The following is a 19,386-nucleotide window of genomic DNA, read 5'->3' as shown; positions in this document are numbered from 1 at the left end:
GTTTTCAGTTACAAAACCAAATGAAATCACAAGGAATTATGAAAAAAATAAATGTTTATTTCAAATATGATAATTCAGTAGCTGTAATTGTATTGGATCATGAAAAGGGAAATGTACTGGATCATGTAATGATGGAGGAATTACAGGAAACATTGAGTTCATTTTATTTAAAGGATGAATTAAAGTTCATTCTGTTTGAAGGAGCCGGAAAACATTTCTGCTTTGGTGCCAGTGTGGAAGAACACAAAAAGGAATTCGCTTCCACGATGCTACACGCTTTCCATCAGTTATTTTATTCCATCCGGGACCTGGCAATTCCATGTGGGGCAAAAATTTCAGGACAATGCCTTGGTGGTGGACTGGAACTTGCTTTGATGTGCAATTTTATTTTCGCTGACAAAACAGCAAAGCTGGGACAGCCTGAAATTTCACTGGGTGTTTTCCCTCCTCCTGCTTCAATTCTTTTGCCGGAAAAAATTGGGTCTGCGCGGGCGGAGGAATTGCTGATTACGGGAAAAACAATTTCCGGTGAAGAGGGCAAACAGATTGGTCTTGTGAACGAACTGTATGAAGATAAAGCCACGATGGATACGGAAGTTGATAAATGGCTGGAACAGCACATTGTTCCCAAAAGCGCGTCATCTCTTCGCTATGCGGTGCGTGCGGCAAGGGTGAAGTTGAATCACCTCTTTACAAATTTTCTTCCGCAACTCGAGCAATTGTATGTAAACCGCCTCATGCAAACGCATGACGCGAATGAAGGCATTAATTCTTTCCTGGAAAAAAGAAAACCGGAATGGCAAAATAATTAGCAGCATGAATATGAAAAAGGTGAATAAAGTCGGAGTAATCGGCGCCGGAAAAATGGGTGCAGCGCTCGCACAGAAATTTGCACAGGAAGATTTTAAAGTGATCCTGGCCGATCGTGAAATGAAATTTGTCGAGAATGGACTCAATGGAATTCGTATTACCCTTCAGGAAGGTGTAGAAAAAAAAGTCTTTACACCGGAACAAACTGAAAAAACGATTGCGAACATCACCGGCTCCGCGGATATGAATGATTTGAAATCCTGTGATCTTGTATTGGAAGCTATTTTTGAAGAGTTCAATGCAAAAGCGGAACTGTTTATTAAACTGAGCCGGATTCTCGAGCAGGATACAATTGTTGCTACCAATACTTCTTCTTTTTCTGTCGATGAACTCTCTCGTTTTGTTAAATACCCGGAGCGTTTCATTGGCTTGCATTATTTCTACCATGCCGCCAAAAACCGTCTGGTTGAAATCATCCCCGGAAAGTATACTTCCGCTTCAACACTTGACGCGGTGAAGTTATTTTCCATTCGCAGTGGAAAGGACCCGATTTATTGTGCTGATTCATATGGTTTCGTAGTGAATCGTTTTTTTGTACCCTGGTTGAATGAAGCCGTGAAGATTTACGATGAAGGCGTCGCCGATATTCCAACGATCGATGATGTCTGTAGAAAAGTATTTGGCATTGGTATGGGACCTTTTGCGCTTATGAATGCTACCGGTGTACTGGTGGCTTGTCATGCGGAGAAAACACTGGAAGTGTTTGGAGAACTCTACAAAGTCAGTAAACGTCTTTCAACACAAGCAGGTTCGGGTTCAAATTGGAATCTAAACGGTGAAGTTTCCACAAATGAACAAACCCGGAAGGCTGTCGCGAATCGTCTGATGGGTTTGATATTCTATGTCTGCGCTCAATTGTTAGATGAAAAGGTTTGCTCCGCTGCTGATATCAATCGTGGTGCCAGGATTGGTTTGCGTTGGGAAAAAGGACCGATAGAACTAATGAAGCAGGTCGGCGAAGAACAAGTGAAGCAATTGGTTTCTGAAATAATAAGTAGATATCATTCCGCGATGCCGCATTCGATCGGGGAAAAATTCTGGACGATGAATTTTGTGGAGCTTGAAAAAAATGGAAGTGTGGCGGTGATTACCATGAATCGCCCGGAAGATCTCAATGCATTAAACGAAGAAGTAATTCATCAACTGGATGAAAAATTCAGCGATGCGAGCCATGACCGGGCCATTCGTACAATTTACCTTACTGGTTCGGGAAAAACATTTGTTGCCGGAGCGGATATAAAATTCTTCGTAAATAAAATCAAAGGCGACAGGATTTGTGATATTGAATCGTTCACCGGGTATGGTCAGGAGGTATTCCGTAAAATCGATGAATCACCAAAAAAAGTCGTTGCGGTTCTTAATGGCATGGCACTTGGTGGCGGTCTGGAACTTGCTTTATGTGCTGATGTAATTTTGTCGTTGCCAAAAGTTCGTATGGCTTTTCCTGAAACAGGGATCGGAATTTATCCGGGTCTTGGCGGTACTTTCAGAAGTAGTCGTAGAATAGGAGTGCCATTGAGTAAATACCTTATTCATACAGGTGTAATGCTCAATGCCAACGATGCATGCGAAATCGGGCTGGTCGATAAACTAATTACTGTCGATGAGATGACCGCGATGTTCAATGATCAATTGGATATACATCTGACTCCAAAGAATGAACTGACTGAAAAGTGGCGCAACCTTTCATTTTTCTTTGAGAAATATTCACTGGAAGAAATCCTGGAGAATAAGTTTACAGACAACGGAATCAGGAAGGAAGATGCGGAGAAAATTTGTAAAACAATAAAGCGAAAAGCTCCGATAGCGCTTCGTATCGCGGATCACCTGATAGAAGGTGTTTCGGAAGATGAAAATGATAATGAACTCGGCCATATCCGTGAGGTATTTTCTACCACAGATGCGATGCTGGGACTTAGTTCTATTGGCAAACAAATAGAATACACAGGGCATTGATTTCGGAATAATTTATAAATTCACCAATTCCTGATTTGGTGACTTTATGAACTACGATATCATCGGCGATATTCATGGACATGCCCATGAACTGGTGAACCTTCTATTTAAGCTGGGTTACACAAATAAAGGAGAAGTTTATTCGCATCCTGAAAACAGGAAAGTAATTTTTGTCGGGGATTTTATCGACCGTGGACCAAAAATCCGCGAAGCCCTGCATCTTGTAAAAAATATGTGTGATGCGGGTACCGCTCTTGCGGTGATGGGAAATCATGAATTCAACGCGATCTGTTTTCACACTCCGCACATCGAACGAGGAGGTTTTTTCCGGAGTCATGATTTGAAAGAAATTGAACAGCATCTCGAAACACTCCGGCAGTTCAAAGGACATGAGCAGGAGTGGAAGATGTTTTTGGAATGGTTCCAGGAATTACCACTGTTTTTGGAACTTGATGATTTTCGCGTGGTGCATGCCTGCTGGGACAATCAACACATCGATTGGATTCGTCAACACTATCATGGCATTTCTCCCGAATTTCTGGGCATTGCGACAAACAAGGAAAACCCTGGCAAGGTGTATGAAATCATCGAGAGCACACTGAAAGGAAAAGAGATGATTTTGCCGGAAGGTGTTACTGTCATGGACAAAGATGGGGCCGTTCGAAACGAATGCAGGATAAAATGGTGGATAAAGCATCAGTCCTCACCAAGGTATGGAGACGTATTATTGAATTGCCCGCCACAGCTGACAGATCAACGTGCCGGAGAATCTGAAGCATTTTATTTTTATCCGGATAAGAAACCCGTTTTTTTCGGCCACTACTGGCTCAAAGGATTACCTGTCATCGAAAACCCTTCCGCGATTTGCCTCGATTACAGCGTAGCCAAAGGAGGAATTCTCGTTGCCGCAAGAATTGAAAAAGCAGGGGAGGACATGAGATTGAAGTTGGTTTATTAATTCAATTAAAACTGAGAATACTTATTAACATTTTGTCCATTTGAAATCAAATGAAGATTATTAGCGTTTAATTCACGTTTTCTTCTGTCTTGTATTTCGGTAGTTCATGTTAAACACTAATTCTGTACTTAATATTGCGACCGCGGAAAGGGATAGGGATAGTACCAGCCGTCAGTAGAATAGAGTTATTGACTGACAAAAAGCTGATTCCGTTTTACACCAGAATATTATTAGTGCAAGTTTATGTGGATTGAGTTGTTCTGCATCTCAATTTTATGATAATTATACCCTCATTATTACAAAACACAAATGGCTAAAAGGAATTACTCCCATAGATTGAATTTCATTCCGGCGATAGTATTGGTTTGCTTTTCACTTTATTTCACTTCCTGTTCAAAGGAAGAAATCCAGCCGGAATCATCGGAATCATCGGTGACATCTGACATTCGGGAGGCGCCAATCCAGTTAAATAATCAAGTGCTCCCTGAACTATTTGGATTTATTACTCATCCATCTTATCTGACAATTGGGAATACCACCAGCGAAAATAATCTTCTTGACTATTTAAGAAACAAGGGCGGAAATATGGTTAACTGTTATGCCCGTAATTCCATGACAACGGCTGCCGGAAGAAGTCAGTTCGCTGCTTTTTGCCGCAAAGCGATAACTACGTACGGTGTGAAATTGATTACGTGTGATATCAGGGAAACCACTGAAATTGCAACATGGGATGCCTTATATACTTCCTATCCTGATTTGCGTGCAGTCGTCGCTCCTCTGACTGAAAAAGAACCTTGGGTTACTAATGATTATGCCGGATGTTTCACTTTGCTTCGATTAACGAAAGCGATGTGCAATCGTTATGGAGCAAAATTTTATTTTTACGAAGGCTGGATGGGAAAGAATTACTCAAATCCGCAACGTGCTGTTGATTCCATGGTTTACTATTGTGATGGAATATTTTTATCAAATTATGTAAGTCAAACTGATTATCTGTCTACTGCAAGCGGTTATGGCAAGTGGGATAACAGGATAAAATTCAGAATTGATCAGGGCACTTCTGCATATGGAGGAATTACCGTTGCTGCGAAAAAATTTAATAAACTCGATTATCCTCTTATTGAGCTGCAATCTCTGGAACCTTCTTTCTTATTCAATATCTATTCAACAACGGGTTCTTACCGTTCTTTTTATGGCAGCTTGTATAACGATGCCAAGGCCCTGTATAATTTGTCGTCTGCTGACGTATTAAAATACACAGAGCTCAGAGGTAAAAGTTTATTTTACCAGAAATATGTTTTGCTGGCTCAACCGAATTGATTTGCCGATATTTTTCGAATTATAAAAGCATGATGAAAAGCTCCCGCAAGGGAGCTTTTTTATTTGGCGGTCCGCAAAGGATTATAAATGCCCAATATTCGCTTTGTTAGACCCTCAGTAATTTATAATGGTCATGAGCAGATTGATTTGATGATGACTCACGACTCGCATCAATAAGGTGCATAGTATGAACATTTGGATTGTTTGTCTCAGGAAACAAATAATCCAGAATATATGAGTTCTGTTCTCGTTTACTTTAGAACAGGACGTTCTGCAATTCGTGTAGTGCCCTGCTGATGAAAGTGTTTTTGTGCACGTGGAAACGTACAGAAATGCAACAAGAATGAGAATCTTAGAATAGATTTATTTTGATGGTCATTGAGGAAATACTCCTCAGGTTAACAACGATTTTATTATTTCCAGATTAATAATCTAAGATTGTTTTGTGCTGGATTCATTTTTATTCATACCGTTTAAAACAAAATTAACATGACAAAAAAACAATATTCCTCGGGACTGAATTTAATTCCGGTATTAATGCTGGTGAGCTTCTCGCTGTTTTTTACTTCCTGTACAAAAGAAGAGATCCTGCCGGAACCTTCGGTCGTATCTGAAATGCCTTCGAGTCAGGCAAAGTTATATAGTTCGGCACTTCCGGATGTTTTCGGAATTTATACTCATCCGGATTATCTGACTATAGGAAATGCCACAAGCGAAAATAATGTACTTGTATATTTAAGAAACAAAGGCGGGAACATGCTAAATTGTTATGCCCGCAGTTCGATGTCTACAGCTTCCGGCAGAAGTATGTTCGCTGCTTTTTGTCGCAAAGCTGTGAGTTCATACGGAGTTAAATTAATTACGTGTGATATCAGGGAAACATCTGAAATTGCCAAGTGGGATGCTTTCTATACATCTTATCCTGATTTACGTGCAGTAGTCGCACCACTTACCGAAAAAGAACCCTGGAACACTCTTGATTATACGGGATGCTTTAATCTGTTGCGAACAGCGAAAGCGATGTGCAACAGATATGGAGCAAAATTTTATTTTTACGAAGGCTGGATGGGAGCGAATTACGCCTACCCGCAACGCGCTGTAGATTCGATGGTGTATTATTGTGACGGAGTATTTTTATCAAATTATGTGTCGGTGGGAGATTTTTTATCCACTTCATCCGGCTATGGCAAGTGGGACAACAGGATGAAATTCAGAATCGATCAGGGAGCTTCTTCCTTTGGTGGAATTACTGTTGCTGCGAAAAAGTTCAATAAGCTCGATTTTCCTATCATCGAGTTGCAATCCCTTGAACCAATATTCTTATTACCCATGTATACGGTCACCGCTTATAACCGCGAGTTTTTTGGAACCTTGTATGCTGAAGCTAAATTGCTTTACAATCTTTCCTCTTCGGATGTTCTAAAGTATACTTCGCTAAAAGGAAAATGTATATTTTATCAAAAGTATGCGCTGCAAGCGCAGCCAAGTTGATTTTAGGGTCTGCGTAAAACTTCTGTCTATTTGTTGTAGAAATAACCTATGTGCTCACGAAGCTACTCACAAAGAGCATAGTCAATCTAAGATAGAATTTCAGATATTCTTGGAATTTTAAAAGCATAAAAAAAGCCCTCGCAAGAGAGCTTTTTTTATTTGGCGGTCCGGACGGGACTCGAACCCGTCTCGTCTATCGACGAGATGACAGGCATGTATTCTAACTCTTGTGTGTACTAATTGCTCGTTCAATCGTTTCTCGATTCCACTTCTTAATCTGCTTCTCTCTAATCAATGCGTCACGCTTAGTAGGTAATTGCTCTGTATAAACCAATTCCCATGGACCTTTTCCACTTGTGTATCTCGACCGATCTGAATTGTGCTCTTCCAATCGTCGAAGTGGTTCCTCCGAAACACCCTTGTAGTACACATCGTGTGACGAACTATAAATGATGTAAACAAAAAACATAATTTATGGACATAAAAAAAAGCCACCTTTTTGAGGTGACTTTCAAATTAAGCGGTCCGGACGGGACTCGAACCCGTCTCGTCTCTCGACGAGATGACAGGCATGTATTCTAACTCTTGTGTGTATTAATTGCTCGCTCAATTGTTTCCCGATTCCACTTTTTAATCTGTTTCTCTCTGATTAATGCATCACGCTTAGAAGGTAATTGCTCTGTATAAACCAATTCCCATGGACCTTTTCCACTTGTGTATCTGGAGCGATCTGAATTGTGTTCTTCCAATCGTCGAAGTGGTTCTTCCGAAACACCCTTGTAATACACATCATGCGACGAACTATAAATGATGTAAACAAAAAACATAATTTATGGACATAAAAAAAAGCCACCTTTTTGAGGTGACTTTCAAATTAAGCGGTCCGGACGGGACTCGAACCCGTCTCGTCTATCGACGAGATGACAGGCATGTATTCTAACTCTTGTGTGTACTAATTGCTCGTTCAATCGTTTCTCGATTCCACTTTTTAATCTGTTCTCTATCAATGCTCACGCTTAGTGGTAATGCCTGTATAAACCATTCCCATGGACCTTTTCCATTGTGGGCATCTGAATTGTGCTTCCAATCAAGTGGTCTCCAAACACCCTGAATACACTCAGAACTTAAATGATGTAAACAAAACATTTATGGACATAAAAAAGCCACCTTGAGGTGACTTTCAATTTAAGCGTCCGGACGGGACTGAACCTTAAGTGGGTAATTGCTCGTTCAATCGTTTCTCGATTCCACTTCTTAATCTGCTTCTCTCTAATCAATGCGTCACACTTAGTAGGTAATTGCTCTGTATAAACCAATTCCCATGGACCTTTTCCACTTGTGTATCTCGACCGATCTGAATTGTGCTCTTCCAATCGTCGAAGTGGTTCCTCCGAAACACCCTTTTAGTACACATCGTGTGACGAACTATAAATGATGTAAACAAAAAACATAATTTATGGACATAAAAAAAGCCACCTTTTTGAGGTGACTTTCAAATTAAGCGGTCCGGACGGGACTCGAACCCGTCTCGTCTATCGACGAGATGACAGGCATGTATTCTAACTCTTGTGTGTACTAATTGCTCGTTCAATCGTTTCTCGATTCCACTTCTTAATCTGCTTCTCTCTAATCAATGCGTCACGCTTAGTAGGTAATTGCTCTGTATAAACCAATTCCCATGGACCTTTTCCACTTGTGTATCTCGACCGATCTGAATTGTGCTCTTCCAATCGTCGAAGTGGTTCCTCCGAAACACCCTTGTAGTACACATCGTGTGACGAACTATAAATGATGTAAACAAAAAACATAATTTATGGACATAAAAAAAAGCCACCTTTTTGAGGTGACTTTCAAATTAAGCGGTCCGGACGGGACTCGAACCCGCGACCCCATGCGTGACAGGCATGTATTCTAACCAGCTGAACTACCGAACCAATATTTAATCTATAAAATGAACGTCTACTCGAAACTAACTTGTTCCCCAATCCCTACGAACAATGCCTCCAAATTTGGGATTGCAAAAATAGCGAAAATCACATAAAAACAAAATTCTTTTCGATTTTCTTTTCGATTTCTGGTCAGGATGTAATGGTTTGGTTCACAAAGAAATGTAACAAAAGATAGAAGCCTGTAGTTACCAGTTCATTAGCAAAAAGAAAAACTCCAAACCACACACCCACACTCACACCCACACCCCACACTCACACCCACCCACACTCACACCCCACACTCACCACACTCCTCTCTACTTCCCCTCCACTTCCTCCATCAACTTCCCGTGGTCATTGAAATGAAATACCCTGCCCACAATTTTCAACTCGTAAAAGGTTGATTTGGCATCCGGAAGATAAGTCACATACACTGCATCCGGCATGGAGCCCGGGAAATTCTGATCCACAAAATTCATGATTGATACCGGCATTTCATTTCTGCCAACTTCCATCTTTCTTTGAAGCCAGTTGCCTTTTTTGTCCAGAACTAACAATGCAGTGGATCCCTGCCAGGGAAAACGTGCTTCAAATGTTTCAGTGTTGGTCTTTGACCAGACAGGCTTTTTGGTATATGGATAAAACTTGTGAAACGAATCAACAACCTGCTTCGGCGGGCGAATCGGACTCTTCTTTTGAGCCATCCCTTGCTCCACAGCAAAGAGAAGCAGAAAACCACTTAAACAAAATGCCCACTTACTTTTCATGATCCCCAAAATAATGATTTGTTTCCAGATATTCTCCCTCAAATAAAATACAAGCTCTGAATTCGTGCATTCGTGGCAATAACTCCACTAAAAACTATTGCCAGGGATCTTAAAAGGATTCCGATCCATCAGGACTCCCCATATACTTTCAACTCCATCTTTTCCCCGTCAAAAACACCATACGTATTGTATTTGATCCAGTCTCCCAGATTGATATACCTGCTCTTGCCATTAATAAGCATATCCAAAGGCAAATGACGATGCCCGAAAATCAGATAGTCATAATGTTTTTTCTCCAGCAATTCTTTGCTGTGAATCACCAGCCACTCTTTTTCTTCCCCTAGAAATTTCTCATCAACAGTCCCGGTAGCAATCCGGCTTTTTCTTGAAAAATAATTCGCGATGCCAATCCCGAAATTCGGATGCAAGCGCGCAAACAACCACTGACACAATGGTGAAGCAAAAACTTTCTTCAGAAATTTATAACCGTGATCTCCCGGACCCAATCCATCACCATGACCAATGTAAAAAGATTTGCCATTATAACTAGCTTCCACCGGAGCTCTGTAGATTTTTACATTCAGTTCTTTTGCAAATAATCAAATGTCCACATGTCGTGGTTGCCCGTAAAATAATGAATAGGAATGCCGGCATCACTCAGCTCGGCCAGTTTGCCCAGCAGCCTGACATAGCCACGAGGAACAACTGTTTTGTATTCAAACCAGAAATCAAAAACATCACCCAGCAGATACAATTCTTCCACATCACCTTTGATGGAATCAAGAAATGCAACCAAACGTTTTTCGCGCTCAAGGCTCTTCTCATACGTAGGCACTCCCAGATGGAAGTCGGATGCGAAGTATATTTTTTTTCCTGTCTTCAATTAGAATTTAATACTGCGGAAAAATTCCAGCGGGTTTAATTTTTTCAGGTGTAACTCAAAACGCACAAGGTTTCCGTAATGCAATTCCTGCTGGTCAACAATGTATTTGAGGTCCTCTGAATAGGTAATCGGGAAATAGAGCACAAAAATATCCTTTATTACCGGCAATTCAACACCCCATTCCCAGGAAATTGAACGTGCTTTTGGATATCCTTTATACGCGTCGTTAAATGAGCCCACATCCGCGAACAGCTTGAATGGCAGGATTCCCGGCAATGTGGTCGATAAATTCACCCCAACCATCCATTGATTTGCCTTACGGTAAAACAAGGTTGGCATTTTGAATCCTGCATCCGCCAGTAAAAACTGCTGTGCCCAGATTCCATGATCCATATTTCTTCCCGGGAAAATTTCGTCGAAGAAGTAATCGTGACTACCATCGGTACCGCTCAGACGCATGTTGTAATCTATCCGGCTGGTACTCTTTTCCGAAATTTTCATCGCGCCTACAAACAAACGAATGTCCAGTCCTTTGTTGGCTTTACCGTAAGAAAGGAAATTTTTTGTTTCCAGAAATACCTTGTGAAATTCTTTACCGATCGTGAATGAAACCTTTTGTGAATTCGAGTAAAATTCATTTTTATTCACAGATTCCGCTTCCAGCTGGAAATAATTCAGTTTCTCCTTTTTAGTGGAGAATTTATGAATCATAAAATCAGTATACGGAGGCTGTAATCCGTAAGGCATAATTCTTTCAATGTAAAGATGTCGCAAAGTGATGGTCTGTGTCAGCTGTTCTTTTAGATCGTTATTTCTGAACAAAAACTGAATACGGTTGTCAAGCTTTGTAAAATGTAAAGTGGAGGAGTAGTGAATGTTGTATACATCGTTGTCGTAAACATCATCTGCATACGCATAACGGCTCAGACCGCTCTGCAAAGTGATCTTTTGTATGAAATTATTGTATGGATATAAATGATAACGAATCTGTCCTTCACCTGCAATTTCCTGAAGTCGGAATGAATACATCGGTGCAAGAACATACTCAAATTTTTTCTCCGGACTAAAAATATTATACACCGCTGCTCCGGCCATCACCTGGTTGTAAGCATTCCACCCTGCAATCGGAGAGAGAAAGATCTGTGTGCGTTCAGGATTTTCGACTGCTGCCGGAAATTGAATCTTCAGGCGTTCCAGTCCACGCAAAATTCCTGTCGTGCGGATAATGTTGTTCTTCCTTCTCAATTCCAGTTCTCTTTGCGCAGCATCAATACGAAATGCTTCACAGGAATCGCAGGGAAACATCAACAGTCTTTTTACCGGAAAATCCTTCAAGCTTTATTGTTTGCGTAATCTCACCATTGTGAATTCCATTCAATGTAAGCGGCGCTGTTACACAGCCTTTGTTTTTGAGCGTCACTTTGTAATTACCTGCTGAATTCAGACGAACACAGGTGATAGCGTAATCTGATTTTTTTGTATTCTCCAGAAAATCATCAAACAACCAGGCAAGGTTTTTACCTGTCGTCGATTCAAATGATTTTTTTATATCAGAAGGCTGCGGATGTTTAAACTTCCATTCTGAATAATAAGCACGCATCGCCACATCAAACAAACTGTCGCCGAGATAGGAGAGGAGGTGTTCGAATCCAAGCGCTGTTTTTCTGTATACATCTTCATGGTAGCTCGCGTACGAATATTTTTCAGAAGACAAATCCGGCGATTGATCACTGTTTTCTCTTGCTCCACTCAGATAAGCCAGATAATTTGATCTTCGTAAATTAAGAGTAGCTAAGCCTACATATTTCCCGATTTTGCCTGCACGATAAAAAGTCTGCTCCTGTGATTTTGGAGTGGCCGTGTATTTTGTATAAATATATCTCGTTTCAAAAAACATGGTCAGGCCTTCATCCATCCAGGGATGCAGACGTTCGTTCGATCCAAGAATACCATAGAACCAGTTGTGTCCAACTTCATGCACAATTACATCTTCTAAACCGAAATCACTTCCTTCCGTTCCAATCGCTGTGATCATCGGGTATTCCATTCCGCTTCCGGAGGCATAACCTACATCCACCGCGCTCACCTGTGAGTAAGGATAATCACCCATCCATTTTGATCCGTATTCAATGCTGTGTCTAAGATATTCAGGCGCTTTTTTCCAACGCTCCGGTTCCGCATTTGTAAAAAATGCCCAGGTGGTGACGCGTTTTCCGGAACCGGGTAATTCCGCATCACCTTTTAATACATGCCAGCGCTTGTCGGCAAACCAGGCGAAGTCGTGAATATTTTCCTGGTGATAATGCAAGGTTTTTGTTTCCTGACTACTCGGCGGGAAACTCATATCAGCAGGAAATTCATCCATCCCTGAAGTTTCTTTCGCTTTGCTGTTCAACCATTCTTCTTCGGAAGGATTATTCACAAGAGTTCCGGTGGCGCCAACAACATAGTTCTGCGGAAGCGTCAGCGTTACATCAAAAGTTCCGAACTCACTGTAATATTCACCTTTGTCGAGATAAGAAAAATAATTCCAGCCATTCACATCATAAACCGCCGGTTTGGGATACCACTGTGAAATAAAATAAGCCTGACCCGAATGCCCCAATCTCGATAAATTCGCGTCGGGAATTTTGACCCTGAAAGGTGTACTGATGCTGATCGAATCACCGGGCAATAAAGGACGGTTGAGTTTTATTTTGCAAATATCAATTGTATCCGTGAGCAATGACCAGTTCACTGTTTCCTGATTCACACGAAAATCCAGTGAGTCAATGGATCCGCGGGATTTTTCTCTTAACCGACGGTAACTCTCGTCTCCATTCTTATAGAATTCATTTCCCAAGGCCGTATTCTCATTCGAATAAGCATTTGGCCACAAATGAAAATACAGCTCTGTAAGTGTCTGCTTGCTGTTGTTTTTGTAAATGATTTCTTCGTAAGCGGAAAGCTGATGCTTTTTGTCATCCAGCTTTACATCAATTTTGTAATGAACATCCTGCTGAAAATATTCCTGTGCATCACTCTTCTGCGGTATGATCAATACAAATAATATCAGGAACACAGCTGTGCGCAACTTTTTCCTAAAAAAAATAAATACAAGTGTGATTAAAGTAAACAGCCGGGACATACCTGTGCAAAGTACGAGCAAATTTGAATAAAGCGGAGGAGGGGATCAGGAATTTTTCCCCAATAATTCCATCAGTTTGAGGTCAAGTTCTTCACTCTTCAGACCTTTCGCGATGATCTTTCCATTCTGATCAATGAGAACGCTGTATGGAATGGCTTCGATGCTATAATCCTTCACCACTTTGCTTTCCCATTTCTTCAGTTCACTCACCTGAGGCCAGGTGATGCCATCCTTCTGAATGGCTGCTTTCCAGGAATCCAGATTTTCATCAAGTGAAACTCCGTAAATCATAAAACCACGGTCCTTATACTTTTGAAACAACCTCACAATATTTGGATTCTCCCTGCGGCAGGGTCCGCACCAGCTGGCCCAGAAATCTATGAGAACTACTTTTCCTCGTAGTGAGGATAAAGCGATTTTTTCTCCGTCCGGTGATGAAAGATTAATTTCCGGCGCTTCACTTCCCGGAGGAAGTTTTTGCAAATCACTCATCAACGCTTTGAAATCCTGCACATATTTATTCTCCGGATACTGCTTGGCCAATGTGGATTCCAGTTTCACGAGCAATTCCATGGATGATTGTTGATTCAAAAATTTTGTAGCCGAAAGCGAAACGATAGAATTCAAATGCTTGTCGATGAATTTTTTTGAAAAAGAAGACATCGTTTCCGTGTAATGCTTTTGCAAAGCAGCTCCCGCAGAATCTTTTCTGTAAGGGTTCTCTTCACGAAAAGTCGCATATACTTTATTCAATGAATCGCCAAGATTTTTCTCATATTGTCTGAGTTCCTTGAGCAATTCTGAATCATCCGAACCACTTACTGTATAGGTTTGCTCTACATTGTTGGCGTCGCCCGACAATTCAATATTCTCACCGCCTTTCAACACAAGAAAAATGACATTGGCAGGGTTGGTACGCACCATGTAGTAGTCCAATCCTGTCGCCAGGTTACGCAGACTGAAGTTCCCGTCAGCATCTGTTTTGGCGGAGTCGAGTGTTTCCTCTCCATTCTCAACTATTTTCTGAAAATACACGGTGATACCACTCGCGTTTTTAAATTTTCCATGAATCGTTCCGCTTTCAGACTCCTTGTTTGAACAGGCATTCATGAACAGCATCACCAATGTCGCTATTCCGATAATTTTTTTCATTCGCAGTTCTTGATTTAACAATTATGTATTTGCAGCTTTTCCCTCCCGGGATTTTGAATGGATAATCAACTTACCGGACACAAATTTTTCCCGTGTATGTTTTAGAAGATGTTTTGATGTCCACAAAATATATTCCGGGGACAAGATCATCCACTTTTATTTTACATTCGGATAAACTTGTATTTGACAAATTGATTGTTCTGATAATTCTTCCTGAAAGATCACTGATCTGAGCACCGGTAATGGCCTGACTCGTTTCCGGTAATTTTATTTTTACAAATTCAGCGGCAGGATTTGGGTAAATGGAAAGTGCTTCAGCTTTTACGGCATTGTTTTTCACACTTAGAATGGGTGAAATATCCAGCACAAATAAACCCAATTGCATATCACTAGCCAGTATTACTCCGCTTGGTAAATCGGTGTAGGCAGCCCATGCTCCGGCGTAAGCCGGACTCGGATACGTTCCCGGAGTGTTTTGTGGATGTGTATCAAAGAAACCCATCAGTGCAGGTAAAGAGGGTGTGCCAATGTCATAGATGTATACTCCATCCTGGTAATTCGCCATTACCAGCATATCATCTTTTACATAAGGATTGTGTGGTGTATTTCCAGGATTGGAAGAAAAGGTATGTACGGTAATCGGATTCGCTACATCTGTAACATCCACAACTTTTATAGCCATACCATCAGGTACTTCATCACACATGTACAACATGCTGTGATCCTTCGAAAGAAAACTACTGTGATTATATCCCTGATCAGGATAAGTGGTCAGATTTCCGATTTCTAAAAACTGATTCAGGCTTTCATCGTATTTGTATATGTGCAGACCATCATATCCACAGGAGGCAAATACAGTATCATGCACAACATACATGTCGTGCACCTGGTTGATGATCGGATAATCCTGATCAAGTCGGCGAAGCAATACCGGAAGAGCAGGATTTCCAAGTGTGTACACATTCATGGACGAATAATTACTTCCAGTAGCCACTGAAGCTACGTATAGTTTGTCTCCTTCAATGTACAAAGTATGTGCATGCGTAAATACGCTGGTTCCGTCATAAACGATATGCACAGAATCCGGCAGGTAACTCATATCGGCAATTTGTAAACTATTGTTACCGGCATCATCACTGATGATATAGAGATAGTTTCCGTAGGTTTTGAATTCATGCCAGATGCAATCAGTATGTCTTCCCGGAACATAATCCCGTTGTACGATATTGCTTGGATCTGTGACTTCGATAATATAGGTTCCGGATGTAGATCCGATAATTCCATATTCTTTTCCATCAATTGGATTGGCCCATCCATAACAACTTTGATAACGGATTCCATAGGTTGGTTCCGGTGTAACATTCGGGTCATCAAAATTGCTGAACAAATTTATATTCTGATGATCATACTGAGCATGACCTGCCATTGCAAGGAATACCATCAGGCAAAGTAGAATTGTCTTTTTCATTTTTTAGCTATTGTATGTGCCTACAAGTTAAGGAGATTTTTTCTTGATTCTGCAGCTGAAAAAATAGCTGACCTGTTAAACTATCGTGTGCTGGATTGAATCATCCGGTTGGCCGGCGGATTTTTTTTGAGATAATCCATGATCCGGTTATTAAAACCGGTTTCATCCTGGTGAAAAGCAACTTCAATAGGTAAATAAAACAAAGGAAGATTGCTGATCAATGGTTCCAACTCCGGGTTCTGCAATCGCATCGCGTCTTTTTCTGTGGTCACAATGATCTTGCTCTGATTGGCGATATTGTCGAAGGTCTCCTGAATCTTACGGATGTCTTTTGTTGAAAATTCATGATGATCCGGGAAGATCAATGTCTCCAGCTTATCAGTATGTCTCCGCAAGTATTCCAACAACCCTGATGGATTCGCGATTCCTGTCACCATCAGAATGGTGAATCGTTTCTCCATGTAATAACTGGCTCCCATCAGCATGCCTGTTTGTTTGCCCGTCACACGGTTAAATTCTCCGTATTTATAAAATGAGAAAAATACCTGCTGGTGTTCCAGTGGTTCAAGTCTCTCCAGTATACGTTTACGTTCTATCGGCACAAGAATATTTGGCGACTTGGTGATGATGATGGTATCCGCACGTTTTTTACCGCTGAAAGGTTCCCGTAAATTTCCGGCAGGCAACATAAAATCTGTTTTGAAGATGCTGTCGTATTCTATCAGCAAAATAGAATGTCCGGGTTTCACATGTCTGTGCTGAAAGGCATCATCCATCAGAATGATTTCGATCTTCGGATTCAGACGCATCAGTTCTTCTATCGCCGCGGTCCTGTCTTCACCTACCGATACGCGTACACCCGGAAATTTGGTAAAGTATTGCATGGGCTCATCGCCATACATCCAGGTGTTCGCCGGTGATTTTAAAAGTAAAAAGCCTTTGGTATGCCTTCCATAACCACGACTCAGCGTGGCAATCTTGTACTCTTTTTGAAGCAAACGAATGAGGTATTCAACATGCGGAGTTTTGCCCGTACCACCTGTGCTCAGGTTGCCAATTCCAATAACCGGAACCGGAAATGAAGCGGATTTGATGATTCCCCTGTCGAAAAGAAAATTCCTCACCTGCATGATCACTCCGTAGAGAAGTGAAAATGGCCATAATAGTCTGCGTAACGTTTGCACCGTGGCAAATTACAAAAATTAGCATGATTGCCCTGAAGCAATTTTTTGTAGTATTGAATTTCATATCAATTTTCGAAGATGCTATGAAGATCAAGGAATTGACAGATTATCTGGAGCAAATTGCTCCCTTATCCCTGCAGGAATCCTACGATAATGCCGGCTTACTGGTGGGTGATCCGTCCATGGAAATCACCGGGGTTCTGCTTTGCCTGGATAGTACGGAGGAGGTCATCGCGGAGGCCGTGCAGACCGGCTGCAACCTCGTTATTGCCCATCATCCCATCATTTTTAGCGGATTGAAAAAGCTCAATGGGAAAAATTACATCGAGCGCACTGTTATCTCCGCTATTCGAAACAACATCGCCATTTACGCCGCCCATACCAATCTCGACAATGTCCGTAACGGTGTCAACCGCAAGATCGCGGAAACACTGGGCTTGAGCGGACTGGAAATCCTTTCTCCGAAAAAAAATCTGCTCCGGAAACTCGTTACTTTTTGTCCGCATGACAAAGCTGAAATCGTTCGTTCAGCCTTGTTTGATGCAGGCGCGGGAGGTATCGGAAATTATGATTCCTGTAGTTTCAATGTTCCCGGAACAGGAACGTTTCGGGGAAATGATCAGACGAAACCCTATGTCGGCAGTCCCGGCAAACTGCACGAGGAAGCGGAAACCCGCATCGAAGTGATCTATGAAAAATGGATGGAATCCGCCATTCTGAAGGCTCTCCGATCTTCACATCCTTACGAGGAAATCGCCTACGACTTGTATTCGCTTGAAAATGATCATGTACAAACCGGTTCAGGCATGATTGGCACCCTTTCACAGCCTCTGGAAGCCAGAGAATTTCTTGAAATGGTGAAGAAAACGATGAAAACAGCTTGCATTAGACATACATCATTGATTAACAAGAAGATAGAAAAAGTAGCGGTTTGCGGAGGCTCTGGAAGCTTCCTGCTTTCAGATGCGATACGTGCTGGTGCTCAGGCATTTATCACAGCGGATTACAAATACCATCAGTTTTTTGATGCCGAAAATCGCATCCTGATCACCGATATTGGCCATTATGAGAGCGAACAGTTCACCATCGAACTGTTTAGGGATCTGATTCTTAAAAAATTTTCTACCTTTGCCGTCCGCTTAACCGGGGTAAATACGAATCCTGTCCATTATTTCTGATTCAATCGCTTTATTTGATTGAATTACTTATAAAATACTTGAATCATTCAATGTATGGCCACGAAAAAGTCCCTGGCTAAAACGGCGAAAAAGGAAGATGCTTCTGTGAAGAAAGCATCGAAAACAAAAGCCGCGACTTCGCGTGCTTCAGGCAAAGAAGAAGAACGAACATCTATCAACCAAAATAAATCAGACGTGAGCTTATCCAAATTAGCCAAAGCAAAGATCAAGACGAAAGAACAGGTTACGTTCAAACCACGTAAGATCGAAAAGATCATCGACGTAAACCGGCTCGAGAAAAAGCTGAACGAAATCATGGAGCTCGATCATTCCGAGTTTACCGTGGAAGAAAAACTGAAAGCACTTTACGTTCTGCAGGAAATTGATTCAAACATCGATAAGATCAGAACGATTCGTGGTGAACTTCCAATGGAAGTGAGCGATCTCGAAGATGAAATCGTTGGTCTCAACACCAGGATTTCAAATATCAATGAAGAAATGGCTCATCTCAACGACCAGGTTTCTAAAAAAGAAACAAGCGGTGAAAGATGCAAAAGAAGCCATCAAGAAATACGAATCACAACAATCGAAAGTGAAGAACAATCGTGAGTTTGATTCTCTGAACAAAGAAATCGAATTCCAGAACCTGGAAATTCAACTGGCAGAAAAACGCGCGAAGGAATTTTCTATCGAAGTGGTAACGAAAAATGCTATCCTCGAAGAAACACAAGCCGTTCTCGATGAAAAGAACACCGTTCTGAAAATGAAAAAAGCGGAACTGGAAAGCATCGTTGAAGAGACTCAGAAAGAAGAGGATCACCTGCGTAAAATTTCTACAAAAGCTCAGACCATCGTTGACGAGCGTTTGTTCGCCGCATATTCACGTGTACGTACCAATGCCCGTAACGGTCTTGGTGTTGTCGCCATTCAGCGTGATGCTTGCGGAGGTTGCTTCAACAAAATCCCGCCTCAGCGCCAACTGGATATCCGTCAGCACAAAAAAGTAATCGTGTGCGAACATTGCGGTCGTATCCTCGTGGATCCGAAAATCGCGGATGAAGAAACAGTGGATTAATCATTCTCTAAAATTATATTAAAGGGATT

16 protein-coding genes, 1 tRNA gene and 2 pseudogenes are annotated in these 19,386 nt (G+C 41.5%); 7 read left to right on the top strand and 12 right to left on the bottom strand.

Going from position 1 to position 19,386, the window contains the following annotated elements; genetic code table 11:
* Positions 1 to 38: 38 nt before the first annotated feature.
* The 5 genes from IPP86_18145 (at position 39) to IPP86_18125 (ending at position 6,595) form a co-directional block, all read left to right on the top strand.
* Complete coding sequence (locus IPP86_18145) at positions 39 to 812, top strand: enoyl-CoA hydratase/isomerase family protein (GenBank protein ID MBL0140421.1); 774 nt, start codon at positions 39 to 41, stop codon at positions 810 to 812.
* Positions 757 to 2,826: a 3-hydroxyacyl-CoA dehydrogenase/enoyl-CoA hydratase family protein gene (locus IPP86_18140; GenBank protein MBL0140420.1), complete on the top strand. Its 2,070-nt coding sequence runs from the start codon at positions 757 to 759 to the stop codon at positions 2,824 to 2,826. The genes IPP86_18145 and IPP86_18140 overlap by 56 nt, the downstream gene beginning before the upstream one ends.
* Positions 2,827 to 2,872: 46 nt before the next feature.
* Positions 2,873 to 3,784: a metallophosphoesterase gene (locus IPP86_18135; protein MBL0140419.1), complete on the top strand. Its 912-nt coding sequence runs from the start codon at positions 2,873 to 2,875 to the stop codon at positions 3,782 to 3,784.
* Positions 3,785 to 4,093: 309 nt separating this feature from the next.
* Positions 4,094 to 5,104: a hypothetical protein gene (locus IPP86_18130; GenBank protein MBL0140418.1), complete on the top strand. Its 1,011-nt coding sequence runs from the start codon at positions 4,094 to 4,096 to the stop codon at positions 5,102 to 5,104.
* A 489-nt stretch (positions 5,105 to 5,593) separates the two neighbouring features.
* Positions 5,594 to 6,595, top strand: coding sequence for a hypothetical protein (locus IPP86_18125; GenBank protein MBL0140417.1), 1,002 nt, complete (start codon positions 5,594 to 5,596; stop codon positions 6,593 to 6,595).
* 220 nt (positions 6,596 to 6,815) lie between these two features.
* Here IPP86_18125 and IPP86_18120 read toward each other — a convergent pair whose 3' ends face one another.
* The 12 genes and pseudogenes from IPP86_18120 to lpxK all read right to left on the bottom strand — a co-directional run bounded on the left by IPP86_18120 (position 6,816) and on the right by lpxK (position 17,104).
* Positions 6,816 to 7,067 (bottom strand): GIY-YIG nuclease family protein, encoded by a 252-nt coding sequence (locus tag IPP86_18120; protein ID MBL0140416.1) that lies wholly within the window; start codon positions 7,065 to 7,067, stop codon positions 6,816 to 6,818.
* Positions 7,068 to 7,173: 106 nt separating this feature from the next.
* Complete coding sequence (locus IPP86_18115; protein MBL0140415.1) at positions 7,174 to 7,425, bottom strand: GIY-YIG nuclease family protein; 252 nt, start codon at positions 7,423 to 7,425, stop codon at positions 7,174 to 7,176.
* 294 nt (positions 7,426 to 7,719) lie between these two features.
* Complete coding sequence (locus tag IPP86_18110) at positions 7,720 to 7,968, bottom strand: GIY-YIG nuclease family protein (GenBank protein ID MBL0140414.1); 249 nt, start codon at positions 7,966 to 7,968, stop codon at positions 7,720 to 7,722.
* Positions 7,969 to 8,154: 186 nt separating this feature from the next.
* A complete protein-coding gene (locus IPP86_18105; protein ID MBL0140413.1) occupies positions 8,155 to 8,406 on the bottom strand; it encodes a GIY-YIG nuclease family protein in 252 nt (83 codons plus the stop codon).
* 49 nt (positions 8,407 to 8,455) lie between these two features.
* Positions 8,456 to 8,529: transfer RNA gene (locus IPP86_18100), tRNA-Asp, on the bottom strand.
* A gap of 311 nt (positions 8,530 to 8,840) precedes the next feature.
* Positions 8,841 to 9,290: a hypothetical protein gene (locus IPP86_18095; GenBank protein ID MBL0140412.1), complete on the bottom strand. Its 450-nt coding sequence runs from the start codon at positions 9,288 to 9,290 to the stop codon at positions 8,841 to 8,843.
* Between the two features lie 128 nt (positions 9,291 to 9,418).
* Positions 9,419 to 10,173: pseudogene (locus IPP86_18090) on the bottom strand (UDP-2,3-diacylglucosamine diphosphatase).
* Positions 10,174 to 11,478 (bottom strand): hypothetical protein, encoded by a 1,305-nt coding sequence (locus IPP86_18085; GenBank protein ID MBL0140411.1) that lies wholly within the window; start codon positions 11,476 to 11,478, stop codon positions 10,174 to 10,176.
* Positions 11,456 to 13,234, bottom strand: a complete 1,779-nt coding sequence (locus tag IPP86_18080) for a M1 family metallopeptidase (protein MBL0140410.1) — start codon at positions 13,232 to 13,234, stop codon at positions 11,456 to 11,458. The genes IPP86_18085 and IPP86_18080 overlap by 23 nt, the downstream gene beginning before the upstream one ends.
* A gap of 111 nt (positions 13,235 to 13,345) precedes the next feature.
* Complete coding sequence (locus IPP86_18075; protein ID MBL0140409.1) at positions 13,346 to 14,452, bottom strand: AhpC/TSA family protein; 1,107 nt, start codon at positions 14,450 to 14,452, stop codon at positions 13,346 to 13,348.
* 70 nt (positions 14,453 to 14,522) lie between these two features.
* Positions 14,523 to 15,920 carry a choice-of-anchor B family protein gene (locus IPP86_18070; GenBank protein ID MBL0140408.1) on the bottom strand — a complete coding sequence of 466 codons (1,398 nt, stop codon included), beginning with the start codon at positions 15,918 to 15,920 and terminating at the stop codon, positions 14,523 to 14,525.
* An 80-nt stretch (positions 15,921 to 16,000) separates the two neighbouring features.
* Complete coding sequence (gene lpxK / locus IPP86_18065) at positions 16,001 to 17,104, bottom strand: tetraacyldisaccharide 4'-kinase (GenBank protein ID MBL0140407.1); 1,104 nt, start codon at positions 17,102 to 17,104, stop codon at positions 16,001 to 16,003.
* Positions 17,105 to 17,187: 83 nt separating this feature from the next.
* Here lpxK and IPP86_18060 point away from each other — a divergent pair, with 83 nt between their 5' ends.
* Together IPP86_18060 and IPP86_18055 are read left to right on the top strand one after the other, a co-directional pair.
* Complete coding sequence (locus IPP86_18060) at positions 17,188 to 18,282, top strand: Nif3-like dinuclear metal center hexameric protein (protein ID MBL0140406.1); 1,095 nt, start codon at positions 17,188 to 17,190, stop codon at positions 18,280 to 18,282.
* Positions 18,283 to 18,597: 315 nt separating this feature from the next.
* Positions 18,598 to 19,357: pseudogene (locus tag IPP86_18055) on the top strand (hypothetical protein).
* Positions 19,358 to 19,386 lie beyond the last annotated feature (29 nt).

This window comes from Bacteroidota bacterium (assembly GCA_016720935.1).
Taxonomy (GTDB): Bacteria; Bacteroidota; Bacteroidia; order AKYH767-A; family 2013-40CM-41-45; genus JADKJP01.
The sequence above is the reverse complement of the archived record's forward strand: the minus strand, read 5'-3'. Positions and strand labels throughout refer to the sequence as shown.